The organism is Pseudodesulfovibrio hydrargyri (assembly GCF_001874525.1).
In the GTDB taxonomy this organism is placed as follows: Bacteria; Desulfobacterota; Desulfovibrionia; order Desulfovibrionales; family Desulfovibrionaceae; genus Pseudodesulfovibrio; species Pseudodesulfovibrio hydrargyri.
Genome location: NZ_LKAQ01000001.1, coordinates 949,237 through 970,491, shown reverse-complemented (window position 1 = coordinate 970,491; position 21,255 = coordinate 949,237). Strand labels below are relative to the sequence as shown.

20 protein-coding genes are annotated in these 21,255 nt (G+C 66.2%); 17 read left to right on the top strand and 3 right to left on the bottom strand.

Going from position 1 to position 21,255, the window contains the following annotated elements; translation table 11 throughout:
- Window positions 1–92: 92 nt before the first annotated feature.
- The 11 genes from BerOc1_RS18775 to BerOc1_RS04290 all read left to right on the top strand — a co-directional run bounded on the left by BerOc1_RS18775 (window position 93) and on the right by BerOc1_RS04290 (window position 10,925).
- Window positions 93–389, top strand: a complete 297-nt coding sequence (locus BerOc1_RS18775) for a hypothetical protein (RefSeq protein WP_071544464.1) — start codon at window positions 93–95, stop codon at window positions 387–389.
- A 189-nt stretch (window positions 390–578) separates the two neighbouring features.
- Window positions 579–1,916: an amidohydrolase gene (locus tag BerOc1_RS04335; RefSeq protein ID WP_071544463.1), complete on the top strand. Its 1,338-nt coding sequence runs from the start codon at window positions 579–581 to the stop codon at window positions 1,914–1,916.
- Between the two features lie 260 nt (window positions 1,917–2,176).
- A complete protein-coding gene (locus BerOc1_RS04330; protein ID WP_071544462.1) occupies window positions 2,177–3,565 on the top strand; it encodes an ethanolamine ammonia-lyase subunit EutB in 1,389 nt (462 codons plus the stop codon).
- 22 nt (window positions 3,566–3,587) lie between these two features.
- The gene (eutC, locus tag BerOc1_RS04325) at window positions 3,588–4,388 is read left to right on the top strand and encodes an ethanolamine ammonia-lyase subunit EutC (protein ID WP_071544529.1); all 801 of its coding nucleotides are present in this window, start codon (window positions 3,588–3,590) and stop codon (window positions 4,386–4,388) included.
- A 95-nt stretch (window positions 4,389–4,483) separates the two neighbouring features.
- Window positions 4,484–5,542, top strand: coding sequence for an extracellular solute-binding protein (locus BerOc1_RS04320; RefSeq protein WP_071544461.1), 1,059 nt, complete (start codon window positions 4,484–4,486; stop codon window positions 5,540–5,542).
- Between the two features lie 84 nt (window positions 5,543–5,626).
- Window positions 5,627–6,712 carry an ABC transporter ATP-binding protein gene (locus tag BerOc1_RS04315; RefSeq protein ID WP_071544460.1) on the top strand — a complete coding sequence of 362 codons (1,086 nt, stop codon included), beginning with the start codon at window positions 5,627–5,629 and terminating at the stop codon, window positions 6,710–6,712.
- 3 nt (window positions 6,713–6,715) lie between these two features.
- Window positions 6,716–7,570, top strand: coding sequence for an ABC transporter permease (locus tag BerOc1_RS04310; RefSeq protein WP_071544459.1), 855 nt, complete (start codon window positions 6,716–6,718; stop codon window positions 7,568–7,570).
- Window positions 7,567–8,421: an ABC transporter permease gene (locus tag BerOc1_RS04305; protein WP_071544458.1), complete on the top strand. Its 855-nt coding sequence runs from the start codon at window positions 7,567–7,569 to the stop codon at window positions 8,419–8,421. The genes BerOc1_RS04310 and BerOc1_RS04305 overlap by 4 nt, the downstream gene beginning before the upstream one ends.
- Window positions 8,421–9,263, top strand: a complete 843-nt coding sequence (locus BerOc1_RS04300; RefSeq protein WP_071544457.1) for a glycerophosphodiester phosphodiesterase — start codon at window positions 8,421–8,423, stop codon at window positions 9,261–9,263. Before BerOc1_RS04305 ends, BerOc1_RS04300 begins: the two co-directional genes overlap by 1 nt.
- Before the next feature lie 153 nt (window positions 9,264–9,416).
- Window positions 9,417–10,376 (top strand): serine/threonine-protein kinase, encoded by a 960-nt coding sequence (locus BerOc1_RS04295; protein WP_071544456.1) that lies wholly within the window; start codon window positions 9,417–9,419, stop codon window positions 10,374–10,376.
- 60 nt (window positions 10,377–10,436) lie between these two features.
- Window positions 10,437–10,925, top strand: a complete 489-nt coding sequence (locus BerOc1_RS04290; protein ID WP_071544455.1) for a universal stress protein — start codon at window positions 10,437–10,439, stop codon at window positions 10,923–10,925.
- A 5-nt stretch (window positions 10,926–10,930) separates the two neighbouring features.
- Here the strand turns inward: BerOc1_RS04290 and BerOc1_RS04285 are convergent, their stop codons facing one another.
- Window positions 10,931–11,647 carry a DUF599 domain-containing protein gene (locus BerOc1_RS04285; RefSeq protein ID WP_071544454.1) on the bottom strand — a complete coding sequence of 239 codons (717 nt, stop codon included), beginning with the start codon at window positions 11,645–11,647 and terminating at the stop codon, window positions 10,931–10,933.
- Window positions 11,648–11,848: 201 nt separating this feature from the next.
- On the opposite strand from BerOc1_RS04285, the gene BerOc1_RS04280 reads away from it, so the two are divergent.
- The gene (locus BerOc1_RS04280; protein WP_071544528.1) at window positions 11,849–12,544 is read left to right on the top strand and encodes an SDR family oxidoreductase; all 696 of its coding nucleotides are present in this window, start codon (window positions 11,849–11,851) and stop codon (window positions 12,542–12,544) included.
- A gap of 64 nt (window positions 12,545–12,608) precedes the next feature.
- Complete coding sequence (locus BerOc1_RS04275; RefSeq protein WP_071544453.1) at window positions 12,609–13,250, top strand: LysE family translocator; 642 nt, start codon at window positions 12,609–12,611, stop codon at window positions 13,248–13,250.
- 76 nt (window positions 13,251–13,326) lie between these two features.
- Here the strand turns inward: BerOc1_RS04275 and BerOc1_RS04270 are convergent, their stop codons facing one another.
- The gene (locus BerOc1_RS04270; RefSeq protein WP_071544452.1) at window positions 13,327–13,764 is read right to left on the bottom strand and encodes a hypothetical protein; all 438 of its coding nucleotides are present in this window, start codon (window positions 13,762–13,764) and stop codon (window positions 13,327–13,329) included.
- A 494-nt stretch (window positions 13,765–14,258) separates the two neighbouring features.
- Between BerOc1_RS04270 and BerOc1_RS04265 the strand changes: the two genes are divergently transcribed.
- Window positions 14,259–16,373 carry a PP2C family protein-serine/threonine phosphatase gene (locus tag BerOc1_RS04265; RefSeq protein ID WP_071544451.1) on the top strand — a complete coding sequence of 705 codons (2,115 nt, stop codon included), beginning with the start codon at window positions 14,259–14,261 and terminating at the stop codon, window positions 16,371–16,373.
- A gap of 133 nt (window positions 16,374–16,506) precedes the next feature.
- On the opposite strand, the gene BerOc1_RS04260 is transcribed toward BerOc1_RS04265, so the two are convergent.
- A complete protein-coding gene (locus BerOc1_RS04260; RefSeq protein ID WP_071544450.1) occupies window positions 16,507–17,916 on the bottom strand; it encodes a sigma-54-dependent transcriptional regulator in 1,410 nt (469 codons plus the stop codon).
- A 587-nt stretch (window positions 17,917–18,503) separates the two neighbouring features.
- Here BerOc1_RS04260 and BerOc1_RS04255 point away from each other — a divergent pair.
- The 3 genes from BerOc1_RS04255 to BerOc1_RS04245 are packed head-to-tail and all read left to right on the top strand — an operon-like array spanning window position 18,504 to window position 21,254.
- Entirely contained in the window at window positions 18,504–18,773 is a 270-nt protein-coding gene (locus tag BerOc1_RS04255; protein WP_071544449.1) for a transposase, read from the top strand.
- A gap of 26 nt (window positions 18,774–18,799) precedes the next feature.
- Window positions 18,800–20,836 carry a CoB--CoM heterodisulfide reductase iron-sulfur subunit A family protein gene (locus BerOc1_RS04250; RefSeq protein ID WP_071544448.1) on the top strand — a complete coding sequence of 679 codons (2,037 nt, stop codon included), beginning with the start codon at window positions 18,800–18,802 and terminating at the stop codon, window positions 20,834–20,836.
- The gene (locus tag BerOc1_RS04245) at window positions 20,829–21,254 is read left to right on the top strand and encodes a hydrogenase iron-sulfur subunit (protein WP_071544447.1); all 426 of its coding nucleotides are present in this window, start codon (window positions 20,829–20,831) and stop codon (window positions 21,252–21,254) included. The genes BerOc1_RS04250 and BerOc1_RS04245 overlap by 8 nt, the downstream gene beginning before the upstream one ends.
- Window position 21,255: the final 1 nt, after the last annotated feature.

The window sequence follows — 21,255 nt, the reverse complement described above, 5'->3', positions numbered from 1 at the left end:
TGAAAAGTCTTTTCTTGCGGGCTTGCCAGTTGCATGGATCGAATACATACTCTGTATAGAGGGAAGCAATTCAGCCTCAAAGGAGCGGCGATATGTGCAAGGACTGCGGTTGCAATAACGGCAAGGGCAAGGTGACCCATCAGCACGCCCATGGCGACAAGGGCATGCACGAGCACGAACATGAGCATGAGCACGCCCACGTGCACGAGCATACCCACGAGGACGGCACCATCCATACCCATGAACACTGCCACGTGCACAGCCATGGCCACGAGCACGGGCACGAGCACGGGGCCGAGGGCGAGCACACCCACGGCCACGGCGCGCACAGCCACGACGTGGACCACGCCCACGACGGCGGCGACGGGCACGGCCACAGCCACGACTAGGCGCGGCGCGGACAGCGCGGACGATTTCACCACGGCCTTGGGGCCGCACGGCAAAGGCCCGGCAGTCTCGCTTCCGGGCCTTTTGCGCGGACGGCGGCCCGTCCCCACGGTGCGGGACGCCGCCCGCTTCCCCTTTGCATTTGGTCGGCCGATGGGCCAGAACAGGGGGACGCACAATCGGAGGGCGACATGACCGAGGATATGGAACGGCTGGCGGCGGGGATGGAGAAACGGCTCATCGAGCGGCGGCGCGACCTGCACCGCTGCCCCGAGGCCGCCTGGACGGAATTTCGGACCGCGTCCAAGGTCGCGGCCGCGCTCATGGCCGCCGGGTACGAAGTCCGCCTGGGCGAGGACGCGGTGCGCCGCGAGTCCATGCTCGGGGTGCCGACGGAAGAGGAACTTTCCGCCCACATGGAACGCGCCGTGACCCAGGGCGGCGACCCGGACCTGATCGAACGCATGCGCGGCGGCCTGACCGGAGTGGTCGGGGAACTGCGTTGCGGCGACGGCCCGGTGACGGCCATGCGCTTCGACATGGACGCCAACGACCTGGACGAGGCCCGCGACCAAGCGCACCGCCCTTTCCGCGAAGGGTTCGCCTCGGTCAACCCCGGAGTGATGCACGCCTGCGGCCACGACGGTCACGTGGTTATCGGCCTGGGCGTGGCCGAACTCCTGGCCGGGCTCAAGGACCGGCTTCACGGCACGGTCCGGTTGATCTTCCAGCCCGGCGAGGAGGGCGTGCGCGGGGCCGGGCCCATGGTCGACGCCGGGGCGCTCGACGGGGTGGATTACCTCTTCGGCGGGCACATCGGGTTCCGCGCGCCCAGGACCGGGCAACTGGTCTGCGGGGTCGGCGGGTTCCTGGCCACCACCAAGTTCGACGCGACCTTCAGCGGGGTGGCGGCCCACGCCGGGGCGGCCCCGGAGCAGGGGCGCAACGCCCTGCTGGCCGCGGCCTGCGCGGCCCTGAACCTGCACGCCATCCCGCGCCACGGGCAGGGCGCTTCACGGATATCCGTGGGCGTGCTCAACGCGGGCCAGGGGCGCAACGTGGTCCCTCCGAACGCGCTTATCAAGGGGGAGACGCGCGGCCAGACCACGGCGATCAACGATTTCATGTACGGGCGCGCCCGGGAGGTCCTGGCCGGGGCCGCGCGGATGTACGGGGTGGACCTCGCCCTGGCCGAGGTCGGGCGCAGCGTGAGCGGGCGGAGCGACCCGGAGCTGGCGGCGGTGGTCCGGCGGGCGGCCGGGGCAATGGACTTTTTCGATCCCGCCGGGGTCATCGACGCCATGGACCTGCGCGGCAGCGAGGACTTCGCCCTGATGCTGGCCGAGGTCCAGCATCAGGGCGGGCTTGGCACCTACCTCATGCTCGGCAGCGACCTGGCCGCCGGGCACCACAACGCCCGCTTCGACTTCGACGAGCGCTGCCTGGCCCCGGGCGCGGCCCTGTTCGCCCGCTGCGTCCTCGGCTGCATGGAACTGCCGGGCCGGGCCCGGACCGCGCAAGGCGTCTGATTTGCACAATATCGGGCAATCGGCCCCTCCGGTCTGACAATGTTGTCAGAGGGGCGGGGCGTTTGCCCTCCCTTGGACGCGCTACCGGGGCGGCTCGAAAGGGCGGCAATTCCCTTGTCTCGGGCGGGCCGGACGGGGTACGGTGGGCCTGATAGGGCAGGGCCGGGGAATGCGTTCCGCAAGTGGAACGGTTTTCGCAAATGGAACCAAGCCCTTCGAGCCCGTGGCCCTTTTCATGCAACCCTGAACCCCGTGCCGCCATGTATGCCATCACCATAGACAGCGTGACCCAAGAGTACGCGGACCTGCGCACCCTGCTGGCCGTCGCCTCCGCGCCCAAATCCGGGGATGAACTGGCCGGGATCGGGGCGCGTTCGGCCCGCGAGCGGGCCGTGGCCCAGCTCTGCCTGGCCGAGGTCCCGCTGGCCGCCTTTCTGGAAGACCTGGTCATCTCCTACGAGGACGACGCCGTGACCCGGCTGATCGTCGACACACTGGACCGCGAGGCTTTCAAGCCCGTGGCCGGGCTGACCGTGGGCGGGTTCCGCGACTGGCTGCTCTCGGCCGAGGCGGACGGGGACGCGCTCGCCGCCCTGGCCCCGGGGCTCATGCCCGAGATGGCCGCCGCCGTGTCCAAGCTTATGCGCGTCCAGGATCTCATCCATGTGGCCTCCAAGGTCCGCGTGGTCACCCAATTCCGGACCACGGTCGGCCTGCCCGGCACCCTGGCCGCGCGGCTGCAGCCCAACCACCCGACCGACGACCCGGCGGGCATCGTGGCCTCGGTCTTCGACGGGCTCATGTACGGCAGCGGGGACGCCTGCATCGGCATCAACCCGGCCACGGACAGCACGGCCTCGGCCATGCGGCTCATGGAGCTGCTCGACCGGTTGCGCCGGGAATACGACATCCCCACCCAGTCCTGCGTGCTGACCCACGTGACCAACACCATTCAGGCCGTGGAGCGGGGCGCTCCCGTGGACCTGGTCTTCCAGTCCATCGGCGGCACCGAGGGCGTGAACAAAAGCTTCGGCGTGACCCTGGAAGTCCTGCGCGAGGGGCTCGAGGCCGGGCGGTCCTTGAAACGCGGCACGGTGGGCGACAACGTCATGTATTTCGAGACCGGCCAGGGCTCGGCCCTGTCCGCCGGGGCGCACTGCGGGGTGGACCAGCAGACCCTGGAGGCGCGGGCCTACGGCCTGGCCCGGCGCTACGAGCCGTTTCTGCTCAATTCCGTGGTCGGCTTCATCGGCCCGGAGTATCTCTACGACGAAAAGCAGATCATCCGGGCCGGTCTGGAGGACCATTTCTGCGGCAAGCTGCTCGGCGTGCCCATGGGCATGGACGTCTGCTACACCAACCACGCCGAGGCGGACCAGGATTCCATGGACACCCTGCTGACCCTGCTCGGCGTGGCCGGATGCAATTTCATCATGGGCGTGCCCGGGGCGGACGACATCATGCTCAATTATCAATCCACCTCCTTCCACGACGCCCTGTATGTCCGCCGCCAGCTCGGCCTTTCCCCGGCCCCGGAGTTCGCGGCCTGGCTGGAGCGCACCGGCGTGTTCAAGGACGGCCAACTCAAGGCCCCGAAACATTCCCTGCACATTCCCGACAAGGAGCGGTTCCGTGGCCTGTCTTCCTAAAACCAAGCATCCCGTCGTCGACATGAAACCTGACGATCTGGTGGCCGAGGACTTCTGGGCCGGGCTGCGCACCTGGACCGACGCGCGCATCGCGCTCGGCCGGGCCGGGGTCAGCCAGCGCACCCGCGACGTGCTCGCCTTCCAGCTGGACCACGCCCGGGCGCGGGACGCGGTGCACCAGCAGCCGGACCGCCGGGCAACCTTCGGCGACATCGAGTTTCTGGAAGTGGAAAGCCGGGCCCCGGACCGGGCGGTCTTCCTGCAACGGCCCGACCTCGGGCGGCTGCTCGCCCGGGAGAGCGAGGCCATGCTCGCCGCCCGCGCGGGCAACGGGTTCGACGTGGCCTTCACGGTTTCGGCCGGGCTGTCGTCCACGGCCGTGGAAAGGAATTTCGCGCCCTTCTGGCGGGAGTTCGCGCCCGCGCTCGAAGGGCTCGGCCTGAGCGCGGCTCCGCCGTGCTTCGCCGAGCAGGGCAGGGTGGCCCTGGGCGACCGCGTGGCCCTGGCCCTTGGGGCCCGCATGGCCGTGGTCCTCATCGGCGAGCGGCCCGGTCTGAGCTCCCCGGACAGCATGGGCATTTATATGACATACGGCCCGAAATCTGATACCACGGACGAAGCCCGGAACTGCATCTCCAACATCCGGCCCGCCGGACTGGGGTATGCGGAGGCCGCCCGGACCCTGTGCGCGCTCATGAGCGAGGCGTTCAGGCGTTCGGTGTCCGGCGTGGATCTCAAGGTGGACGACGCCCTGGCGCTCGCGCCGGGCGGGGAGGCCGGGCGGTTGGCGGGCCAGGCGCGTTCTCCGAAACAGGCCCGATAACTTAATGCATTCGTAACAATGCGTTATTGCGCAACAGGCCGGATGATTGTAACAAGCGTTTGAATTTAACCCACTACGCACAAACGGAGACGATGATGAAACGGATTTTCACGCTTTTCATGCTGGCAATGTTCGCCTTCGCCGGGACGGCGCAGGCCGAGACCCTGAAACTCCTGACCTGGAAGGGATACGCCCCCCAGAAGCTCATCGAGCAGTTCGAGAAGGAGACCGGCATCAAGGTCGAGGTGACCTTCTCCAACAACGAGGAGATGATCGCCAAGCTGCGCGCCACCCGGGGCGCGGGCTTCGATCTGGCCCAGCCCTCCCAGGACCGCATTTCCTCGGTCCAGGAAAAGTTCCACATCTACCAGGCCCTGGACTACTCCAAGATCGACGCCCCCCTGTTCATTCCGTCCATGCTCGCGGCGGTCAAGAAGAACACCCTGGTGGACGGCAAGTCCTATGCCGTGCCGTTCTGCTGGGGCACCTCCGGCCTGATCGTCAACAACGACAAGGCGGCGGGCGTCGATTCCTACAAGGCGCTGCTCGATCCCAAGTACAAGGGCCGCGTGAGCTACCGTCTGAAGCGGCCGACCCTGATCGCCATGGGCTTCGCGCTCGGCTATGACCCGTTCGCTCTGTACAGTGACGTCGAGGGCTACAAGGCCATGCTCGACAAGATCGCCGACACCCTGATCGAGGCCAAGCCCATCGTCCAGAACTACTGGGCCAACGGCGACGCCCTGATCGAGTCCATGCGCTCCGGCGAGGTCTTCGTGGCCATGGCCTGGGACGCGGGCGGATGGAAGCTGCACGACGAGAACCCGGCCATCGACTTCAAGGCCCCCAAGGAAGGCGCGCTCGGCTGGATCGACACCTTCGCCATCCCGGCCAAGGCCGAGAACGTGGATGCCGCCTACAAGTGGATCAACTTCATCATGAAGCCCGAGAACTGCGGCTACTTCTCCTCCCAGGAAAAGTACGCCACCGCGTCCAAGGACGCCCTCAAGTTCACGGACAAGGCCGTGGCCGACAACTTCGCCCGCTCCTTCCCGCAGGAAACCATCGACAACATCAAGTGGTATCCGCCGGTTCCGGCCAAGCTGGAGAGCATCGAAGGCAAAGTCCTGGACAAGATCAAGGCCGCCAACTAACCTGACCCGGCTTACGACAATGGCACGGGGCGGGGAGCCGAAGAGGCTCCCCGCCTTATTCCGTACTCCAGCAGTTGAAAATCTATGACCAACGATCTTTCCGTACGAGCCCTGGTGAAGCGTTTCGGCGACTTCACCGCTGTTGACGACGTGACCTTCGATGTCCCCGACGGGTCCTTTTTTTCCATCCTCGGCCCGTCCGGCTGCGGCAAGACCACGCTCTTGCGCATGATCGCCGGATTCGAGACCCAGACCTCGGGCACCATCGAGATCCGCGGCCGGGACATGCTCGGCGTGCCGCCCAACCAGCGGCCCGTGAACCTCGTGTTCCAGCACCTGGCCCTGTTCCCCATGATGGACGTGGCCGAGAACGTGGCCTTCGGCCTGAAGCGGCGCGGCGTGGCCGGGGCCGAGATCAGGAAGAAGACCGAGGCCATCCTGGAGCGGGTCGGGCTGCCCGGCTTCGGGGTCAAGCGCATCGACCAGCTGTCCGGCGGGCAGAAGCAGCGCGTGGCCATCGCCCGCTGCCTGGTCCTGGAGCCGTCGGTGCTTCTCCTGGACGAGCCGCTGGGCGCCCTGGACCTGAAGCTGCGCGAGCAGATGAAGGTCGAGCTCAAGAAGCTCCAGGCCAAGGTGGGCACGACCTTCATCTACATCACCCACGACCAGTCCGAGGCCCTGGTCATGTCCGACCGCGTGGCGGTCATGAACAAGGGGAGGTTCGAGCAGGTGGGTACGCCCCAGGAGCTCTACGGCCAGCCCGAGACCCCGTTCGTGGCCCAGTTCGTGGGCGACAACAACCGCTGGAGCGGGTCCATCTCCAAGACCCTGGAGAACGGCGAAGTCGTTCTCTCCACCGACGAGGGGTATTCCTTCCGCACCCTGGCGCACAGTTCCTGCGCGGGATGCAGCCGGGTGGATCTTTTCCTGCGGCCCGAGGCCATGCGCATCGAGCCCCGGGAGAGCGAGGGGTTGAACACCTTTGACGTGACCGTCAAGTCCATCCTTTTCGACGGGGCCAACAGCCGCCTGCTCACGGTCACCAAGGAGGAGCGCGAGCTGATCGTCACCCTGCCCCAGAACCGCAAGTTCGACCACATCCGGCCCGGCGACGACATCCGCGTGGGCTGGCACCCGGAGTCCGGCATCTGTTTCCGGGCGGAGGACTGATCCGTGCCCCGCTCGCGACTCGCCTTCTGGATATTTCTGGCCCCGGTGCTGACGTGGCTCCTGCTGCTCATCGTCCTGCCCCACCTCGACCTGCTGACCATGAGCTTTAGGGGTGAGAACGACTACGGCGACATGGTCTGGACAGGAAGGAACTACCTGAATTTCTTCACCGAGCCCATCTACTGGCTGACCTTCGTGCGGACCGCGCTCTACGCGGTCGTGACCACGGCCATCACCTTTGTCCTGGCCATGCCCGTGGCCTTCTACATCTCCAAGCTCGCCCGGCGCCGGTTGCAGGGCGCGCTGATGATCTTCATCCTGCTGCCGTTCTGGGTCAGCGAGCTGGTGCGCATCTACGGCTGGATGATCCTGCTGCGCGAGTCCGGGGTGCTCAACTTCTTCCTGGTCAAGCTCGGCGTCCTGAACAGGCCGGTGGAGATGCTCTACAACGACGCGACCATGATCATGGGGCTGGTCTACACCTCCATGCTCTTCATGGTCGTGCCCCTGGTCTCGGTCATGGACAGCCTGGACGACAGCCTGATCGAGGCGGCCCACGACCTCGGGGCCGGCAAGCTGGCCATCTGGCGGACGATCATCATCCCGCACTGCAAGCCGGGCATCACCTCCGGGGCCATCGTGGTCTTCATGCTCACGCTCGGCAACTACCTGACCCCGAACCTCATGGGCGGCAAGAACTCGCTGTGGTTCACCGAACAGATATACAACCAGTTCATCGCCAGCTTCAACTGGAACCAGGGCTCGGCCTTCGGCTTTCTGCTCCTGGTCCTGAGCTCCCTGATCATCTGGGCCGGGCTCAAGCTCTCGGGCCAGAAACTCGGGGAGGTGGCCTCATGATCCGTTCCCTGCCGCGCTCCAAGACCTACGACTGGTCCTTCAACGCGTTCATCATCCTCTATTTCGTGTTCCTGTTCGCGCCGCTGGTGGTCACCTGCGTGCTGGCCTTCAACAACTCGGACTTCCCGTCCCTGCCGTGGCAGGGATTCAGCCTGGACTGGTTCGTGGCCGACGGCCCGGACCGCGTGGGGCTGTTCCACGACGCGCAGAATCTGCGCTCCATCGTGACCAGCTTCGAGACGGCCTTTTTCGTGTCCATCCTAAGCGTGGTGGTCGGCACCTGCGCGAGCTTCCTGTTCGAGAAGGAGGAGTTCCGCTTCAAGGGGCTGCTCTACATGCTCATGCTCGCCCCGCTGGTCATCCCCGGCGTCATCCTGGGCATCTCCCAGCTGCTGGCGGCCAACACGGCGGGCACCTTCGTGGACGAGACCTTCGGCGTGGACATTCCCTTCTTCCGGCCGAGCTTCTGGCTGGTGGTGCTGGGCCAGTTCTCGTTCATCACCACCTTCGTCACCCTGGTGGTCTCGGCCCGGCTGCGCAAGTTCGATCCCGCCCTGGAAGAGGCGGCCCTGAACCTCGGGGCCACGCACTTCGGGGTCATCCGGCACGTCACGCTCAAGTTCCTGCGGCCCGCCATCGTCGGGGCCGGGGCCGTGGCCTTCCTGATGAGCTTCGAGAACTTCAACACGACCCTGTTTCTGGTGGGTTCGGAACCGACCCTGCCCATCAACCTCTACCTCCAGGTGCGCGACGGCTCCACCCCGGTCATCAACGCTGTCTCGCTGATGCTCATCGTGGGCACCTCGCTGCTGGCCCTGATCAACTTCTATTTCACCAGGAAGACGGACTGATGTTCTTCGATCACCTGCAAAGCGCGGGCTATGTCTGCGCCCATCGCGGCGCGCGGGCCCTGGCCCCGGAAAACACCATGCTGGCCGCCGAACTCGGCCTGGTGCACGGTGCGGATTTTTGGGAAATGGACGTCCAGCGGACCGCCGACGGCGAGCTGGTGGTCTTTCACGACGACGACCTGGGCCGGACCACCGACGTCTCGGCCCGGCACGAATTCTGCGAGCGAGCGCCGTGGCCCCTGCGGCTGTTCTCCCTGGAGGAGCTGCGCTCCCTGGACGCCGGGACGTGGTTCGCCGAGTCCGACCCCTACGGGACCATCGCCCGGGGCGAGGTGCGCCCGGCCGACCTCGGGCGCATGCGCGGCCAGCGCATCCCCTCCCTGGAAAAGGTCCTGGCCTTCACCCGGCGCAACGACTTCCCCATGAACCTGGAGATCAAGGACCTGGAGTACGCCCCGGGCGACCTGTCCATCGTCTCCCAGGTCCTGCGCCGGATTCGCGAGGCCAAGGCCGAGGACCTGATCCTGGTCTCCTCCTTCAACCACGACTATCTGGCCGAGATGCACCGGCTGGCCCCGGAAATTCCCCTGGCCGCGCTGGTTGAGGGCGATCATCCGGAAAACATCGAGCGGCATCTCGCGGACCTGGGCGCGGTGGGCTACCACCCGGATGAAGCCATCCTGGACGAGGATATGGTCCGCCGCCTGACCGGGGCGGGCATCCATGTCTCCCCCTACACGGTCAACGACATGGACCGGGCCCTGTCCCTCATTGAGGCGGGCTGCTTCGGGATCATCACCGACTTCACCCACACCCTGCGCAAGCGGCTGGACGCGCGTTAGCCGTCCGGCCCGCACGGGGCCGCCGACGTCTCCCGCTCTTTCGCCCGCTCCGCCTCCGGTCGTGCGCCGGAATCTTTGCTTGCCATTCCCCATCGGGGCCCATACTTTGTAAAAGTAGGGGATTCCCCCGGAACCGGCCAAGCGAGGTTCGCCATGTCCGAGGAAGTCAGGGGTCTGGTGGAGCGATACATGCCGGAGTTTCCCGTCCGGCGGTGCGGCAGGGTGTTTACGGACACCACCCAGTTCATGGACATCGGCCACGGGGACGTCATCGCCCTGGGCGGCCTGCACTACCTGGTGCTCAAGGACGAGAGCGAGCGGCGCTTCGGCATGGAGGACCCCAAGTACTGGGTCAAGCGGTGCCGCGAGCTGGAGACCGGCGAGCGCAAGATCCTCAAGCTGGTCTTTTACGAACGCTTCCCCCTGAGGGTCGGCGAGTTCGAGGTCCAGTGCTACCGCAGTCCCAAGAAGGAGTCGCGCATCCTGGACCTGGTGGCCGACGATCCCCGGTTCATGCACGGCGCGACCCGCCTGGACGACCACGACAACCCGGTGCGCATCCTGGACATCGTCCAGGGCCGGGAGATCGGCAAATACGTCTACGCGCTCAAAGCCGGTCACGAGGCCTACTTCCGCGAGCATTTCCCGGCCGTGCTCGACGGCTTCCTGGACGCGTGCGAGGCCATCGGGGCCCTGCACGCCCAGGGCGAGAAGCACGGCGACATCCGGCGCGACCACCTGTTCGTCGAATACGGCACCGGGCAGTACCGCTGGATCGACTTCGACTACACCTTCGACTTCCACGAGAATCCCTACGGCCTGGACATCTTCGGCCTGGGCAACATCCTCATCTACTGCGCGGGCAAGCAGGTCTGGAACATGGGCAACCTGGGCGAGGGCGGCTTCCCGGCCGAGACCCTGAACGGGCTGGGGCCGGGAGACCACTCCCTGGTCATCCGCAACCGGGTGGTCAACCTGCGCAAGCTTTTCCCGTACATTCCGGCCGAACTGAACAACGTGTTCATGCATTTTTCGCAACAGACCGAGGTCTTCTACGACACCGTGGAGGAGTTCCTCGACGAGCTGCGGCCGTGCCGCGGGCTCCTCGGGTGAGCCGGGACCGCGCAGGGGCGCGGCCCGCACTGTTTACCTCGGACCAAAGGGGAGGACGCCATGGATTTCAAGAAAGTGCTCATCGCCGTGGACGGTTCCGAGAATTCGCTGCGCGCCGTGCGCTACGCGGCCGCCATCCTGGGTGGCGGGACGGGCTACGCCGTGCGGCTGGTGCACATCGAGCGGCTGCCGGAGCGGGACATGTTCCCGGACGAGTCGGCCTGGTCCGGGCAGTGCCGGGAACATTCGCGGGCCATGCGCGAGTTTCTCGACGAGGCCGGGAGGGTGCTGGAGGCGGGCGGCCTGTCCGGCGGGACCGTGTGCAGCCAATACGTGGACAGCTGCGCGGCCCGGCCCGAGGGGGCCGGGGATTGCAGCCACGGCCGAAACATCGCCCTGGAAATCCTGTCCATCGCCGAGCGGGAGGACTGCGGGACCCTGGTTATCGGCCGCCGGGGCGTATCCAAGGCCGAGGAGTTTCTGTTCGGCAGCGTGTCCAACAAGCTCATCCACCACGCCAAGGACCGGACCGTGTGGGTGGTCTCCTGACCGGGCTACTTGCGCGGCAGGGGGCAGGAGTTCTTGAACAGGGCTCCCAGGTATTCGCAGTCCAGGTGCGGGGTCTTCTCTATGCGCGACATGAGCCCCACCAGGGTGACTGTGGCCGCGAGCATGAACAGGGGGCTGAACAGCCAGAAGATGAGCGGCACCAGGAAGTAGTAGGCCCGCATGCCGATGTGGAAGTAGCCGCCCGCCTTGTTCAGTTCCATGGCCACAAAGGTGATGGACGACCCGTAGCTGCCCTCCTCGGGCGGGGTGTTGATCAAAAAGCCCACGTGGCTGAATAGCCGGATGGCGAAGGAAAAATTGAAGAACGCGATGAACAGGTTGCCGAGGATGATCAGCAGCTTGAGGGTGATGGTGCTCTCGGCCCTGGAACCGAACAGGTTCAGGGCGTGCCAGGTCTGGCCCAGTTTGTCGGCCTGGCCGGACAGGCTCAGCAGCCCCACGGCCAGGAGGATGGAGGTCGATGCCAGGAAGGTGGCGGCCATGGTCGAGTTGCGCAGGGTCTGCACGGCCAGGATGTCGTTCTTCTCCTCCATGACGTTGAGCACCCAGGCCGTCCTGGCGATGGTGGTGGCCCCGTACAGGGAATAGGTCGGGTTGTCCTTGAGCTTGTGGCGCACGTACAGGTGGTAGAAGGTAAAGAGCCCGGCGGACAGGGCCAGGCAGAGCAGATCCAGCAGGTGTGGGGCGAAAAAGTCTTGCATTATCACGCATCCTCCCGAGGCGGGTCGTCGTCTCGCCCGCAAGGATAGCCTGATTGGCGGGATTTTGCCAAGCCGTGAAAAATACATCTGCACGGCCGGGTTCCCGCCCGCCACAGGTGGAAATTGCCGGTTGCCTTGCCACGCGCCGTCCAGTAGAGAGGGAAGCTTCACATGAGGGAATCGATTGCGGAGAACGGTATCATGGGCGGATTGAAGAACAAGCGAGTGCTCGTCGTCGGGGGAAGTTCCGGGCTCGGCCTCATGGTTTCCCGCCTGGCCCGCGGGCGCGGCGCAGAGGTGGTCATCGCCTCCCGCACCGCTTCGGACCGGCACGAGGAACTGGCCGAGGCCGTCGGGGCCGGGATCGAAACGGTTTCCCTCGACGTCACGTCGGAAGAGGACGTGGAAAGCGGACTGGAGCGGGTCGGGAACATCGACCACATGGTCGTCGCCACGCGGCCCCCGCTGTCTCCGGCCCTGTTTGTCGAAGCCGATCTCGATCAGGCCAGGCAGGCCTTTGAAACCAAATTCTGGGGACAGTGCAGGCTGATCCGGCAGGCGCACGGCCGCCTCGCCCCGGACGGCAGCATCGTCCTGACCAGCGGGATCGCAGGCGAGCGCATCTATGCGGGCAACTTCGCCATGAGCGTGATCAACAGCGCCACCGAGACCCTGTGCCGCGCCCTGGCCGTGGAACTCGCCCCGGTCCGGATCAACGCGGTCAGCCCGGGGTTCGTCGCCCCCAAGCCGCCCGATGTCGAGGCGCGGGCCCGGCGGTTCCCCGCGGGCAGGGTCGCCTCGGCCGAAGAGGTCGTGAAAGCGTATATCCATCTGATGGAAAGTCCGTACGTCACGGGGACCACGCTGGTGGTCGACGGCGGCGCGCGGTTGGTCTGAGAACGGACCTGGCAAATTTCTTCAATGTAAGCAAGGCCATCCCGGCGATGGCCCGGAGTATGCGATGAATATGGAAATGTGGGCCATGTTTTTCCTGGCCTATCTGGTGACCACCCTGTCCCCGGGCCCGAACGTGCTGCTGGTCCTCAAGAACAGCATCCGCCACGGCTGGAGGTCCGCCTTCATCACCGTGCTCGGGAACCTGACCTGCCAGTTCCTGATCGTCTGCCTGGTGGCGGTGGGCGTCGGCCATCTTCTGGCCGAGCTGCCGTTCTGGTTCGTGGTCATGAAGACCGTGGGCGGGGCGTATCTCATCTTCCTCGGCGTCAAGAACCTGCGCGCGGCCCGCAAGGGCAAGTCCGCCGCCCTGGCCGAGGCCGAGGCCGCGCCCGCCGCGGGCAGGGGAAGGCGCAGCCTCTTCCTGGAGGCCTTCCTGGTTTCGGCGAGCAACCCCAAGACCCTGATATTCCTGTCCGCCTTCCTGCCGCAGTTCCTGGATACGGCGCACCCGGTTTCCGAGCAGTTCACGGTCATGTTCGTGACCATCTGCGGGATCGTGACCAGTGTGCACCTGGGCTATTCGTACCTGATAGCCTCCCTGGGCCACCGTTTCTCGTTCAAGGACTTCGGGCGCAGGATCGACAAGCTCACCGGCGGACTGTTCATCGCCATGGGCGGGGGCATCCTGCTCAGCGACCGCGTCTGATCCAAACGCTTCGCACACGCCTTTTCGGGCTCGGAGGGAAACCTTCCGGGCCTTTTTCACGTTTGGCGGCGCGGGGCTAGGTGTCGGTCCTGATAACGTCGAGGGCGGTCCGCATCCGGGTGACGCCATCCCGGACCAGGGGGATGGCCGTGTCCCTGTCCCTGAGGCACTGGCCCATGCCCTGCATGGTGGCGGTCATGGCCTTGTCCAGCTGGTGCAGGGAGGCGGTCAGGGTCATGTCGCCGGACTGCTCGGCGTAGGCCTCCACCTTGAGCATGTGCCGGCGCATCTCCGTCATGTGGCCGTTCAATTCTTTCAGGGCCTCCTGGCACTGGGACGGGTCCTCCAGCCCTTTTACGGCCTGCTCCATCCCGCGCATGCTGTTGTCCATGGCGAGCACGTCCTGGCGCATGGCCACGTATTCGGGCCGGAGATCGTCGTCCATGGCCAGGGCCAGGGAACCCGCCATCAGAGTCAGGGTGAAGGTCAGGATGAGAGGGGTGACCTTGTTCATGTGGTTCTCCTTTTGCGGGGCATGCCCGCTCTTCGCTCCCCGCCGGTCCTGTTCGGGGCCGCCGGGGAGAGGGTGGTTGTCGCTTTTTCCTCCGGCCGGGGCCGGGCGTCGGGAACACGGGCACGGGCGGGGCTTAGGCTGCCGGGCATGAATGCGGTGGCCGCGCCGCCGTGGTCGCACGCGGACCCGGGTTTACAACAAGGTTCGTGCCATAACCCGGTTCCGCTGCCAAGAGGAACGGTTGGGGGATGCGTGATTCCACTTTTTTGCCCTGGAAAATCGGCTGTTGGGCGGGCGACTGCACAGAATTGTCCCGGATGTGCAGATTTTATGTGCAGCATACGGCACAAAATCCGAGTCCTTGGATCGGAGACGGAAAATATATACTGTTCGGCAACGGGAGAGTCTGTACACTGGATGGAAACGGGTTTTGCCCCGAGTTTCGGCCCGAACGTCTCGGCGGGAGGACGGCCCTTGAACGACAGGATGGATTAATGCGTATTCGCTCGAAACTGCTTATCTTCTTTCTTCTGGTTTCCCTGGCGCCCCTGCTCCTGGTCTGGGGCAGCGTGCGCCGGGACATGACCGCCATGGGCGAGAGCCTGGCCGACCGCAGCGGCAACCTGCTGGTGCACAAGGCCAGTCAGTCCCTGGAGCGGGTGGTGGCCGACCATGCGGCCATCCTGCACCGCGAGCGCCAGCTCCTCGAGGCCACGGCCCGGCTCCTGGCGTCCAGGGTGGAAGGAATTCTCTCCGGCCACGAGCACATGAGGAGCGGCGCCTACGCCCCGCCGGAGGACCGTCTGGCCGCTTTGAGGAGCGAATATTTCGGCCTGGGCATGTCCGGCGCCCGGCGGCCGCTCGACGTCGACTTCGCCCGGCTAACCGTCGAATCCGGCGGCGCGGACAGCCCCCTGGCCGGGCTGGCCCCGGTCCTGGGACGGGTCAAGGCCGAACACCCCGGCCTGCTCCTGTGGATCGACGTGGCCCTCAAGAACGGCGACCGGGCGCGCTACCCCGAGGCCCGCTCGGCCATGATGGGCGGCACCATGGGCATGATGGGCGGCGGGCAGGGCATGATGGGCTCCATGGGCGGGGCGGCCGGAGACGATTCCTTTCCCCAGGGCCTGACCTGGGCCGCCCCGGAGGTGGACCGCGTCACCGGGCGCATGGTCTTTGCCCTGAACACGCCCGTCCGGGACGCCGGGGGGGCGGTCTCGGGCCGTCTGACCCTGGTTGTGCCCGTGGACGCGGTCCTTCATGAGGAGAGCCGCAACAGCCCGTTTCCAGAGGGCACCGAATCCCTGCTGGTCGCGCCCGCGACCGACCCCGACACCCGCGAGCCCGGCCTGCGCATCGTGGCCCGCGAACGCGCCGAGCGGGTCGGCATGGGGCACATGTGGATACCCGAGAGCGACGCCTGGCTGACCCCGGAGGACACCGCGCCCATGCGGCGCATGGCCGAGTCCATGCTGGCCGGGAAACCGGGCGTCGTCGGCATGGCCGGGGCCTCGGGCAGCGAGCTCTGGGCCTTCGCGCCCATGGACGAGAGCGGCGCCTCGCTGCTGCTCATCGTGCCCGAGAAGGACATAGTCGGAGAGGCCCGGGCCGCGCGCGGCTATGTGGCCGGCCAGGTGCGCGAGCACAACGCCAAGATGGGCATGGTCGTCCTGGCCGTGGCCCTGGTCGTGGTCCTCATGGCCTTTTTCCTGTCCAAGCTCTTCACCCGGAACATCCGGGAACTGGCCGGGGCGGTGCGCAGCGTGGCTCGGGGCGACTTCTCGGTCCGCGTCGGGGTGCATTCCCGAGACGAGGTGGGCCAGCTCGCCCAATCCTTCAACGCCATGATCCCCGAACTCCGGGACAAGGTGCGCATGCAGAATTCCCTGGAGGTGGCCCAGGAGGTCCAGCTCAGCCTCCTGCCCGGCCGGGACCCTGAATTCCCGGGCACGGACATCGCGGGGGCCAGCGCCTATTCGGACGAGACCGGCGGCGACTACTACGACTTCATCCCGCGCCGCACCGATCGCGGCGACAGCCTGGTGGTGGCCGTGGGCGACGTCAGCGGCCACGGGGTCCAGGCCGCCCTGACCATGGCCTCGGCCCGCGCCTACCTGCGCAGCCTCCTGTCCGGCGGCGCGCCGCTCGGCCCGGCGGTCCGGGCCGTGAACCGCCTGGTCTTCGAGGACACGGACGGCTCGGGCCGGTTCATGACCCTCTTTCTCCTGGAACTTTTCGGGGACGGGACCATGGAATGGGTCCGCGCGGGCCACGACCCGGCCCTGCTCCTCGCCCCGGCCGGGGACCGGTTCGAGGAGCTGCGGGGCGAAGGCCTGCCCCTGGGCGTCGTCCCGGACGCCGACTTCACCGTGGGCAGCGGCAAGGCCGATCCCGGACAGGTCGCGGTCATCGGCACCGACGGCATCTGGGAGGCCGTCTCGCCCGGCGGCGAAATGTTCGGCAAGGATCGCTTCAAGGCCCTGGTCCGCAAGCACGCGGACCAGGACGCCGCCGGCCTGGTCCACACCGTGAATCAGGCCGTGACCGCCTTCCGCGCCACCGCCCCCCAACGCGACGACATGACCCTGGCCGTGGTGCGTTGGGTGTAGGGAAGCGGGGAAGGGGAAAGGAAACCCTTTGGGAAAGGTTCCTTTCCCCCTTCCCCCGGACCCCCATCCCCCTTTCCTTCCTAAACCTTTTGGTGCCGCTTCGCGGGCGGATCAGCGCGGAGAGTTGGTGATTTTACTTGCGGGTGATGCCGTAGAGTTTGAGCAGGGCATAGAGGCGGGCGCGGGACAGGCCGGAGATTTGGCAGGAGGACGGGATGTCGCCGCCGGTCAGCTCCATCAGGTTCTTGAGGTAGCGCTCCTCGCTTTGGGCGATCTGCTGGTCGCGGTAGGTGCGCATGTCCGGGAACGCCTCGGGCGGGGCGATCTCGTGGTGGTGGGCCGGCTTGGCTTCCCGGTGCTCCGGCTCCATGGCCCGGCGGGCGATCTGGGCGCGGATCGCCTTGGGCAGGTGGCGGGGAAAGAGCACGGCGTCGTTGCCCGCGCGGGACAGGGCCTGCTCCAGGGTGTGGATCAGCTCGCGGACGTTGCCCGGCCACTGGTAGTGCATGAGCGCGTCCAGGAAGTCCGGGGAAAACCCCTTGGTGGACATCTTCAGTTTTTCGCAATGGCGCTGGATGAACTTGCAGGTCATCTCGTTGATGTCCTCGGTGATGTCGCGCAGGGCGGGCAGGCGGATGTGCATGCCGCGCAGCCGGAAATACAGGTCGCGCCTGAACTCGCCTCCCTCGACCATGCGTTCCAGGTCGCGGTTGGTGGCCGCCAGCAGCCGGAAGTCGCTGTTGATCTCGCGCGTACCGCCCACGGGCCGGAAGCTGCGCCCCTCGAGCACGCGCAAAAAGACCTTTTGCAGGGGCATGGGCAGTTCGCCCACCTCGTCCAGGAACAGGGTGCCCCCGTCCGCCTGCTTGACCAGCCCCACGGTGGGCGCGTCCGCGCTGGTGAACGCGCCGCGCTCGTGGCCGAAGAGCAGGCTCTCGGCCAGGGTGTCGGGCATGGCCGCGCAGTCCACGACCACGAACGGCTTGTCCCGGCGCGGCGAGTTCTTGTGGATGGACCGGGCGAAGAGCTCCTTGCCCGTGCCGGTCTCGCCGATGAGCAGCACGTTGATGTCGCTGGTCGCGGCCTGGGCCACGGCGTCCAGGCAGGTGAGCATGGGCCGGCTGTTGCCGATGATCCCCTGGCGCCGGAGCGAAACCGGGCAGAATCCGGAATGGACCTTGGTGTGGTAGGTGATGACCCGCTCGAGCAACACCAGGAGCCGTTGCAGGTTCAGGGGCTTGGTCACGTAGTTCCAGGCCCCGGACTGGATGGCCCTTTCCGCGATGTCCGGGTCCCGCCTGCGGGTGACGATGATCGCCTCGGGAAAGGACGGCACCTCGCGGATATGCGCCAGGTAATCCACCACGTCGCCGTCGGGCAGGTCGTCCCCGAGCAGGACCGCCTTGAACGAGCCGGTGTGCAGGATGCCCAGGGCCCTGGACAGCGAGTTGCAGGAGTTCGACGCGAAGCCGTGCTCCAGGAGCGACTTGGCCAGCCCCCCGGCAAAGGCCGCGTCGCCGTCGACGATCAGGATGTCCGTCATGGGGTGCCCCCCGTTGCAACAGGAATGATGCCCCAGACGTAGCACAATTTACGATTCCTGGGCAATGCCTTCGACACAGCGATATCCTTGAAGAAACATCCCCGGATTCTCTCCCTCTCCGCTCCGGTATCTTGTCCGGCGAGATGGCCTTTCGCCTGAAAACCCTTGGAGGTCAGGAGAGTGGTTCGAACCGCAAGGTGTTTTAAACACCCAATGAAAATGGTTCTCGACTCTCCCCGTCGGGGCCGGCCGTCTTGCGGCGCAAGAACCGTCTTGTGCGGCAAGACGGAAAAAGTCCGTTTTCCTTTGCGGTTATGCCGTTCAGCTGCGCATGTCTCTCCATTATCATCTTCATATTCCTCTCTATGTTTGAAACGGCACGCATCTTGACTTGGAGACAAAGTGAGTAGCCCGCGCACGGGGTGGGTTCATCCTGATGATCACGGATTTCGCCTTCCGATTCGGGCGGTTGGCCGGACAGGGGGCGCGGGCCCAAGGACGGTGGAGGAGGATGCCGGACTCTCCGGCTCTCCAGGGGGAAGCGCAGGCGGTGGCGAGACCGGGAATATCGGCAGGAGGGTCGGCGGATGAGGAGAAAGTGGGATTCCAAGACCAAGGCCAGGATCGTGCTGGCGGGATTGATGGGCGAGTGCGTCAACGATCTCTGCCGGGCCCACGACCTGCGGCCGGGCCAGTACTACAAGTGGCGGGGGCATTTTCTGGAGAACAGCCACCTCGTGTTCGAGAAGCCGCCCCTGCCTCCAGGCGACATGGAGCTGGCGGCCGAGAACGAGGAACTCAAGAAGCTGGTGGGCGAGCTGACCCTGGAGTTGACCAGCGGCAAACCCACGCGGTGAGCGCGGTTTTCACGGAGGAGGGGGACATGTCCAGAAAGATCGGTGTCTATGTCTGTCATTGCGGGTCCAACATCGCGGGCAAGGTCGATTGCGGCGGCGTGGCCGAGTTCGCGGGCGGCCTCAAGGACGTGGTCGTGTCCCGGGACTACCAGTTCATGTGCTCGGACCCCGGCCAGGAGATGATCATCAAGGACATCCGCCAGTACGGGCTGGACCGGGTGGTGGTCGCCTCCTGTTCGCCCCGGCTGCACGAGAAGACTTTCCAGCAGGCCTGCGCCCGGGCCGGGCTCAACCCGTACCTGATGCAGCACTGCTGCATCCGCGAGCACTGCTCCTGGACCACGGCGGACCCGATCGAGGCCACGGCCAAGGCGCGGCACATAGTCGAGGCCGCGGTGGAGCGGGTGGCGGACCACCAGAAGCTCTACTCGCGCGAAGTCGAGGTCCTGCCCGACGTCATGGTCGTTGGGGCGGGCATCGCGGGTATCCAGGCGTCGCTGGACATCGCCAAGTCCGGGCACAAGGTTCACCTGGTGGAGAAGAGCCCGTCCATCGGCGGGCACATGGCCCAGTTCGACAAGACCTTTCCGACGCTCGACTGCGCGGCCTGCATCTCCACGCCCAAGATGGTCGCGGTCAGCCAGGAGCCGAACATCAACCTGATGACCTGGTCCGAGGTGGAGGAGGTCACCGGGTTCGTGGGCAACTACACGGTCACGGTCAAGCACAAGCCGCGTTACGTCAACGCGGACGTCTGCACCGGCTGCGGGGCCTGCCTGGAGAAGTGCCCGACCAAGGCGATCAGCGAATTCAACGAGGGGCTGGGATACCGCAAGGCCATCTACCGCAACTCGCCCCAGGCCGTGCCCAACACCCCGGTCATCGACGGGACGATCTGCAGGAAGATCACCAAGGACAAGTGCGGCGTCTGCCAGAAGATATGCCCCACCGGGGCCATCGACTACGACATGAAGGAGACCCGCGAGGTCTTCCACGTGGGCTCCATCGTCCTGGCCACGGGCTACGACACCATGGACCCGACGCCCATGCGCGAATATGGCTTCGGGCGCTATGACGAGGTCTACACCGCGCTCCAGTTCGAGCGGCTGAACAACGCGGTCGGCCCCACCGGGGGCAAGATCGTCATGAAGAACGGGCAAAAGCCGGAGAGTGTGGCCATCATCCACTGCGTGGGCAGCCGCGACAAGAACTACCACGAGTACTGTTCGCGGACCTGTTGCATGTATGCGCTCAAGTACGACCACCTGATCAAGGACAAGGTCGGCCACGACACCCAAGTGTACAATTTCTACATCGACATGCGCTGCTTCGGGAAGGGGTACGAGGAATTCTACCGGCGGGTCCAGGAGGAGGGCGTGACCTTCATCCGGGGGCGGCCCGCCGAGATCGTGCGGGAGGACGGCAAGCTCGTGGTGGTGGGCGAGGACACCCTGCTCGGCGTGAACGTGCGCCTGCCCGTGGACATGGTCGTCCTGTGCACGGCCATGGAACCGAGGGCGGACATGACCGAGGTGGCCCGCGTCTTCGGCGTGGCCCAGGGACAGGACGGCTTCCTGCTGGAAGAGCACCCCAAGCTCGGGCCGGTCTCCACGGCCACGGACGGGGTCTTCCTGGCCGGGGCCTGCCAGGGGCCCAAGGACATCCCGGACGCGGTCTCGCACGCCTCGGGCGGCGCGGCCCAGGCCCTGGCCCTGGCGGCCAAGGGCACGGTCTCCATCTCGCCGACCACCTCCTGGATCAACCCGGACATCTGCGTGGGCTGCCGGGTCTGCGTGGGGCTGTGCGCCTACTCGGCCATCGAGTTCGACGAGCGGCGCAACGTGGCCGTGATCAACGAGGCCATGTGCAAGGGGTGCGGCTCGTGCGCCGGGTACTGCCCGAGCGGCGCGGCCCGGATCAAGCACTTCAACGAGACACAGATATTCAACGAAATAGACGGACTCCTGGGGATGGTCCCGGGCTGGCTCCCGCCTGAACAGGGCGAGGGACATCCTGTGGAGATTCCCGTGGAGCGGCCCGTCGAGGAGGCGCGCCATGAGTAGCGAGTTCGAACCGACCATTCTGGCCTTTGTCTGCAACTGGTGCACCTTCACGGCCGCGGACCTGGCCGGGACCTCGCGGATGATCCAGCAGCCCAACCTGCGCATGGTGCGCATGATGTGCACCGGCATGGTGGACCCCAAGTACATCGTCAAGTCCCTGCTCTCCGGAGCGGACGGGGTGCTCGTCTCGGGCTGCCACCCGGGCGACTGCCACTACATCAACGGCAACTACAAGGCGAGGCGGCGGGTCAAGCTCCTGAACGAGATCCTGCCCCAGTTCGGCATCGAGAAGGGGCGGGTCAAGCTGACCTGGGTGGGGGCGAGCGAAGGCAATGAATTCGCCGCGACGGTCAATAACTTCATCAACGAAATCAGAGAGCTCGGCCCCATGGAAGCGCGTTCCATGGCCGTGATCTAGG

Bases quoted from the DNA above. Each gene is read 5' to 3' on its own strand.
- BerOc1_RS18775 (WP_071544464.1), top strand. From the start codon at position 93: ATGTGCAAGGACTGCGGTTGCAATAACGGCAAGGGCAAGGTGACCCAT.
- BerOc1_RS04315 (WP_071544460.1), top strand. From the start codon at position 5,627: ATGACCAACGATCTTTCCGTACGAGCCCTGGTGAAGCGTTTCGGCGAC.
- BerOc1_RS04250 (WP_071544448.1), top strand. From the start codon at position 18,800: ATGTCCAGAAAGATCGGTGTCTATGTCTGTCATTGCGGGTCCAACATC.
- BerOc1_RS04280 (WP_071544528.1), top strand. From the start codon at position 11,849: ATGGGCGGATTGAAGAACAAGCGAGTGCTCGTCGTCGGGGGAAGTTCC.
- eutC (WP_071544529.1), top strand. From the start codon at position 3,588: ATGAAACCTGACGATCTGGTGGCCGAGGACTTCTGGGCCGGGCTGCGC.
- BerOc1_RS04335 (WP_071544463.1), top strand. From the start codon at position 579: ATGACCGAGGATATGGAACGGCTGGCGGCGGGGATGGAGAAACGGCTC.
- BerOc1_RS04320 (WP_071544461.1), top strand. From the start codon at position 4,484: ATGAAACGGATTTTCACGCTTTTCATGCTGGCAATGTTCGCCTTCGCC.
- BerOc1_RS04285 (WP_071544454.1), bottom strand. From the start codon at position 11,647: ATGCAAGACTTTTTCGCCCCACACCTGCTGGATCTGCTCTGCCTGGCC.
- BerOc1_RS04265 (WP_071544451.1), top strand. From the start codon at position 14,259: ATGCGTATTCGCTCGAAACTGCTTATCTTCTTTCTTCTGGTTTCCCTG.
- BerOc1_RS04255 (WP_071544449.1), top strand. From the start codon at position 18,504: ATGAGGAGAAAGTGGGATTCCAAGACCAAGGCCAGGATCGTGCTGGCG.
- BerOc1_RS04305 (WP_071544458.1), top strand. From the start codon at position 7,567: ATGATCCGTTCCCTGCCGCGCTCCAAGACCTACGACTGGTCCTTCAAC.
- BerOc1_RS04245 (WP_071544447.1), top strand. From the start codon at position 20,829: ATGAGTAGCGAGTTCGAACCGACCATTCTGGCCTTTGTCTGCAACTGG.
- BerOc1_RS04260 (WP_071544450.1), bottom strand. From the start codon at position 17,916: ATGACGGACATCCTGATCGTCGACGGCGACGCGGCCTTTGCCGGGGGG.
- BerOc1_RS04295 (WP_071544456.1), top strand. From the start codon at position 9,417: ATGTCCGAGGAAGTCAGGGGTCTGGTGGAGCGATACATGCCGGAGTTT.
- BerOc1_RS04330 (WP_071544462.1), top strand. From the start codon at position 2,177: ATGTATGCCATCACCATAGACAGCGTGACCCAAGAGTACGCGGACCTG.
- BerOc1_RS04300 (WP_071544457.1), top strand. From the start codon at position 8,421: ATGTTCTTCGATCACCTGCAAAGCGCGGGCTATGTCTGCGCCCATCGC.
- BerOc1_RS04290 (WP_071544455.1), top strand. From the start codon at position 10,437: ATGGATTTCAAGAAAGTGCTCATCGCCGTGGACGGTTCCGAGAATTCG.
- BerOc1_RS04270 (WP_071544452.1), bottom strand. From the start codon at position 13,764: ATGAACAAGGTCACCCCTCTCATCCTGACCTTCACCCTGACTCTGATG.
- BerOc1_RS04275 (WP_071544453.1), top strand. From the start codon at position 12,609: ATGAATATGGAAATGTGGGCCATGTTTTTCCTGGCCTATCTGGTGACC.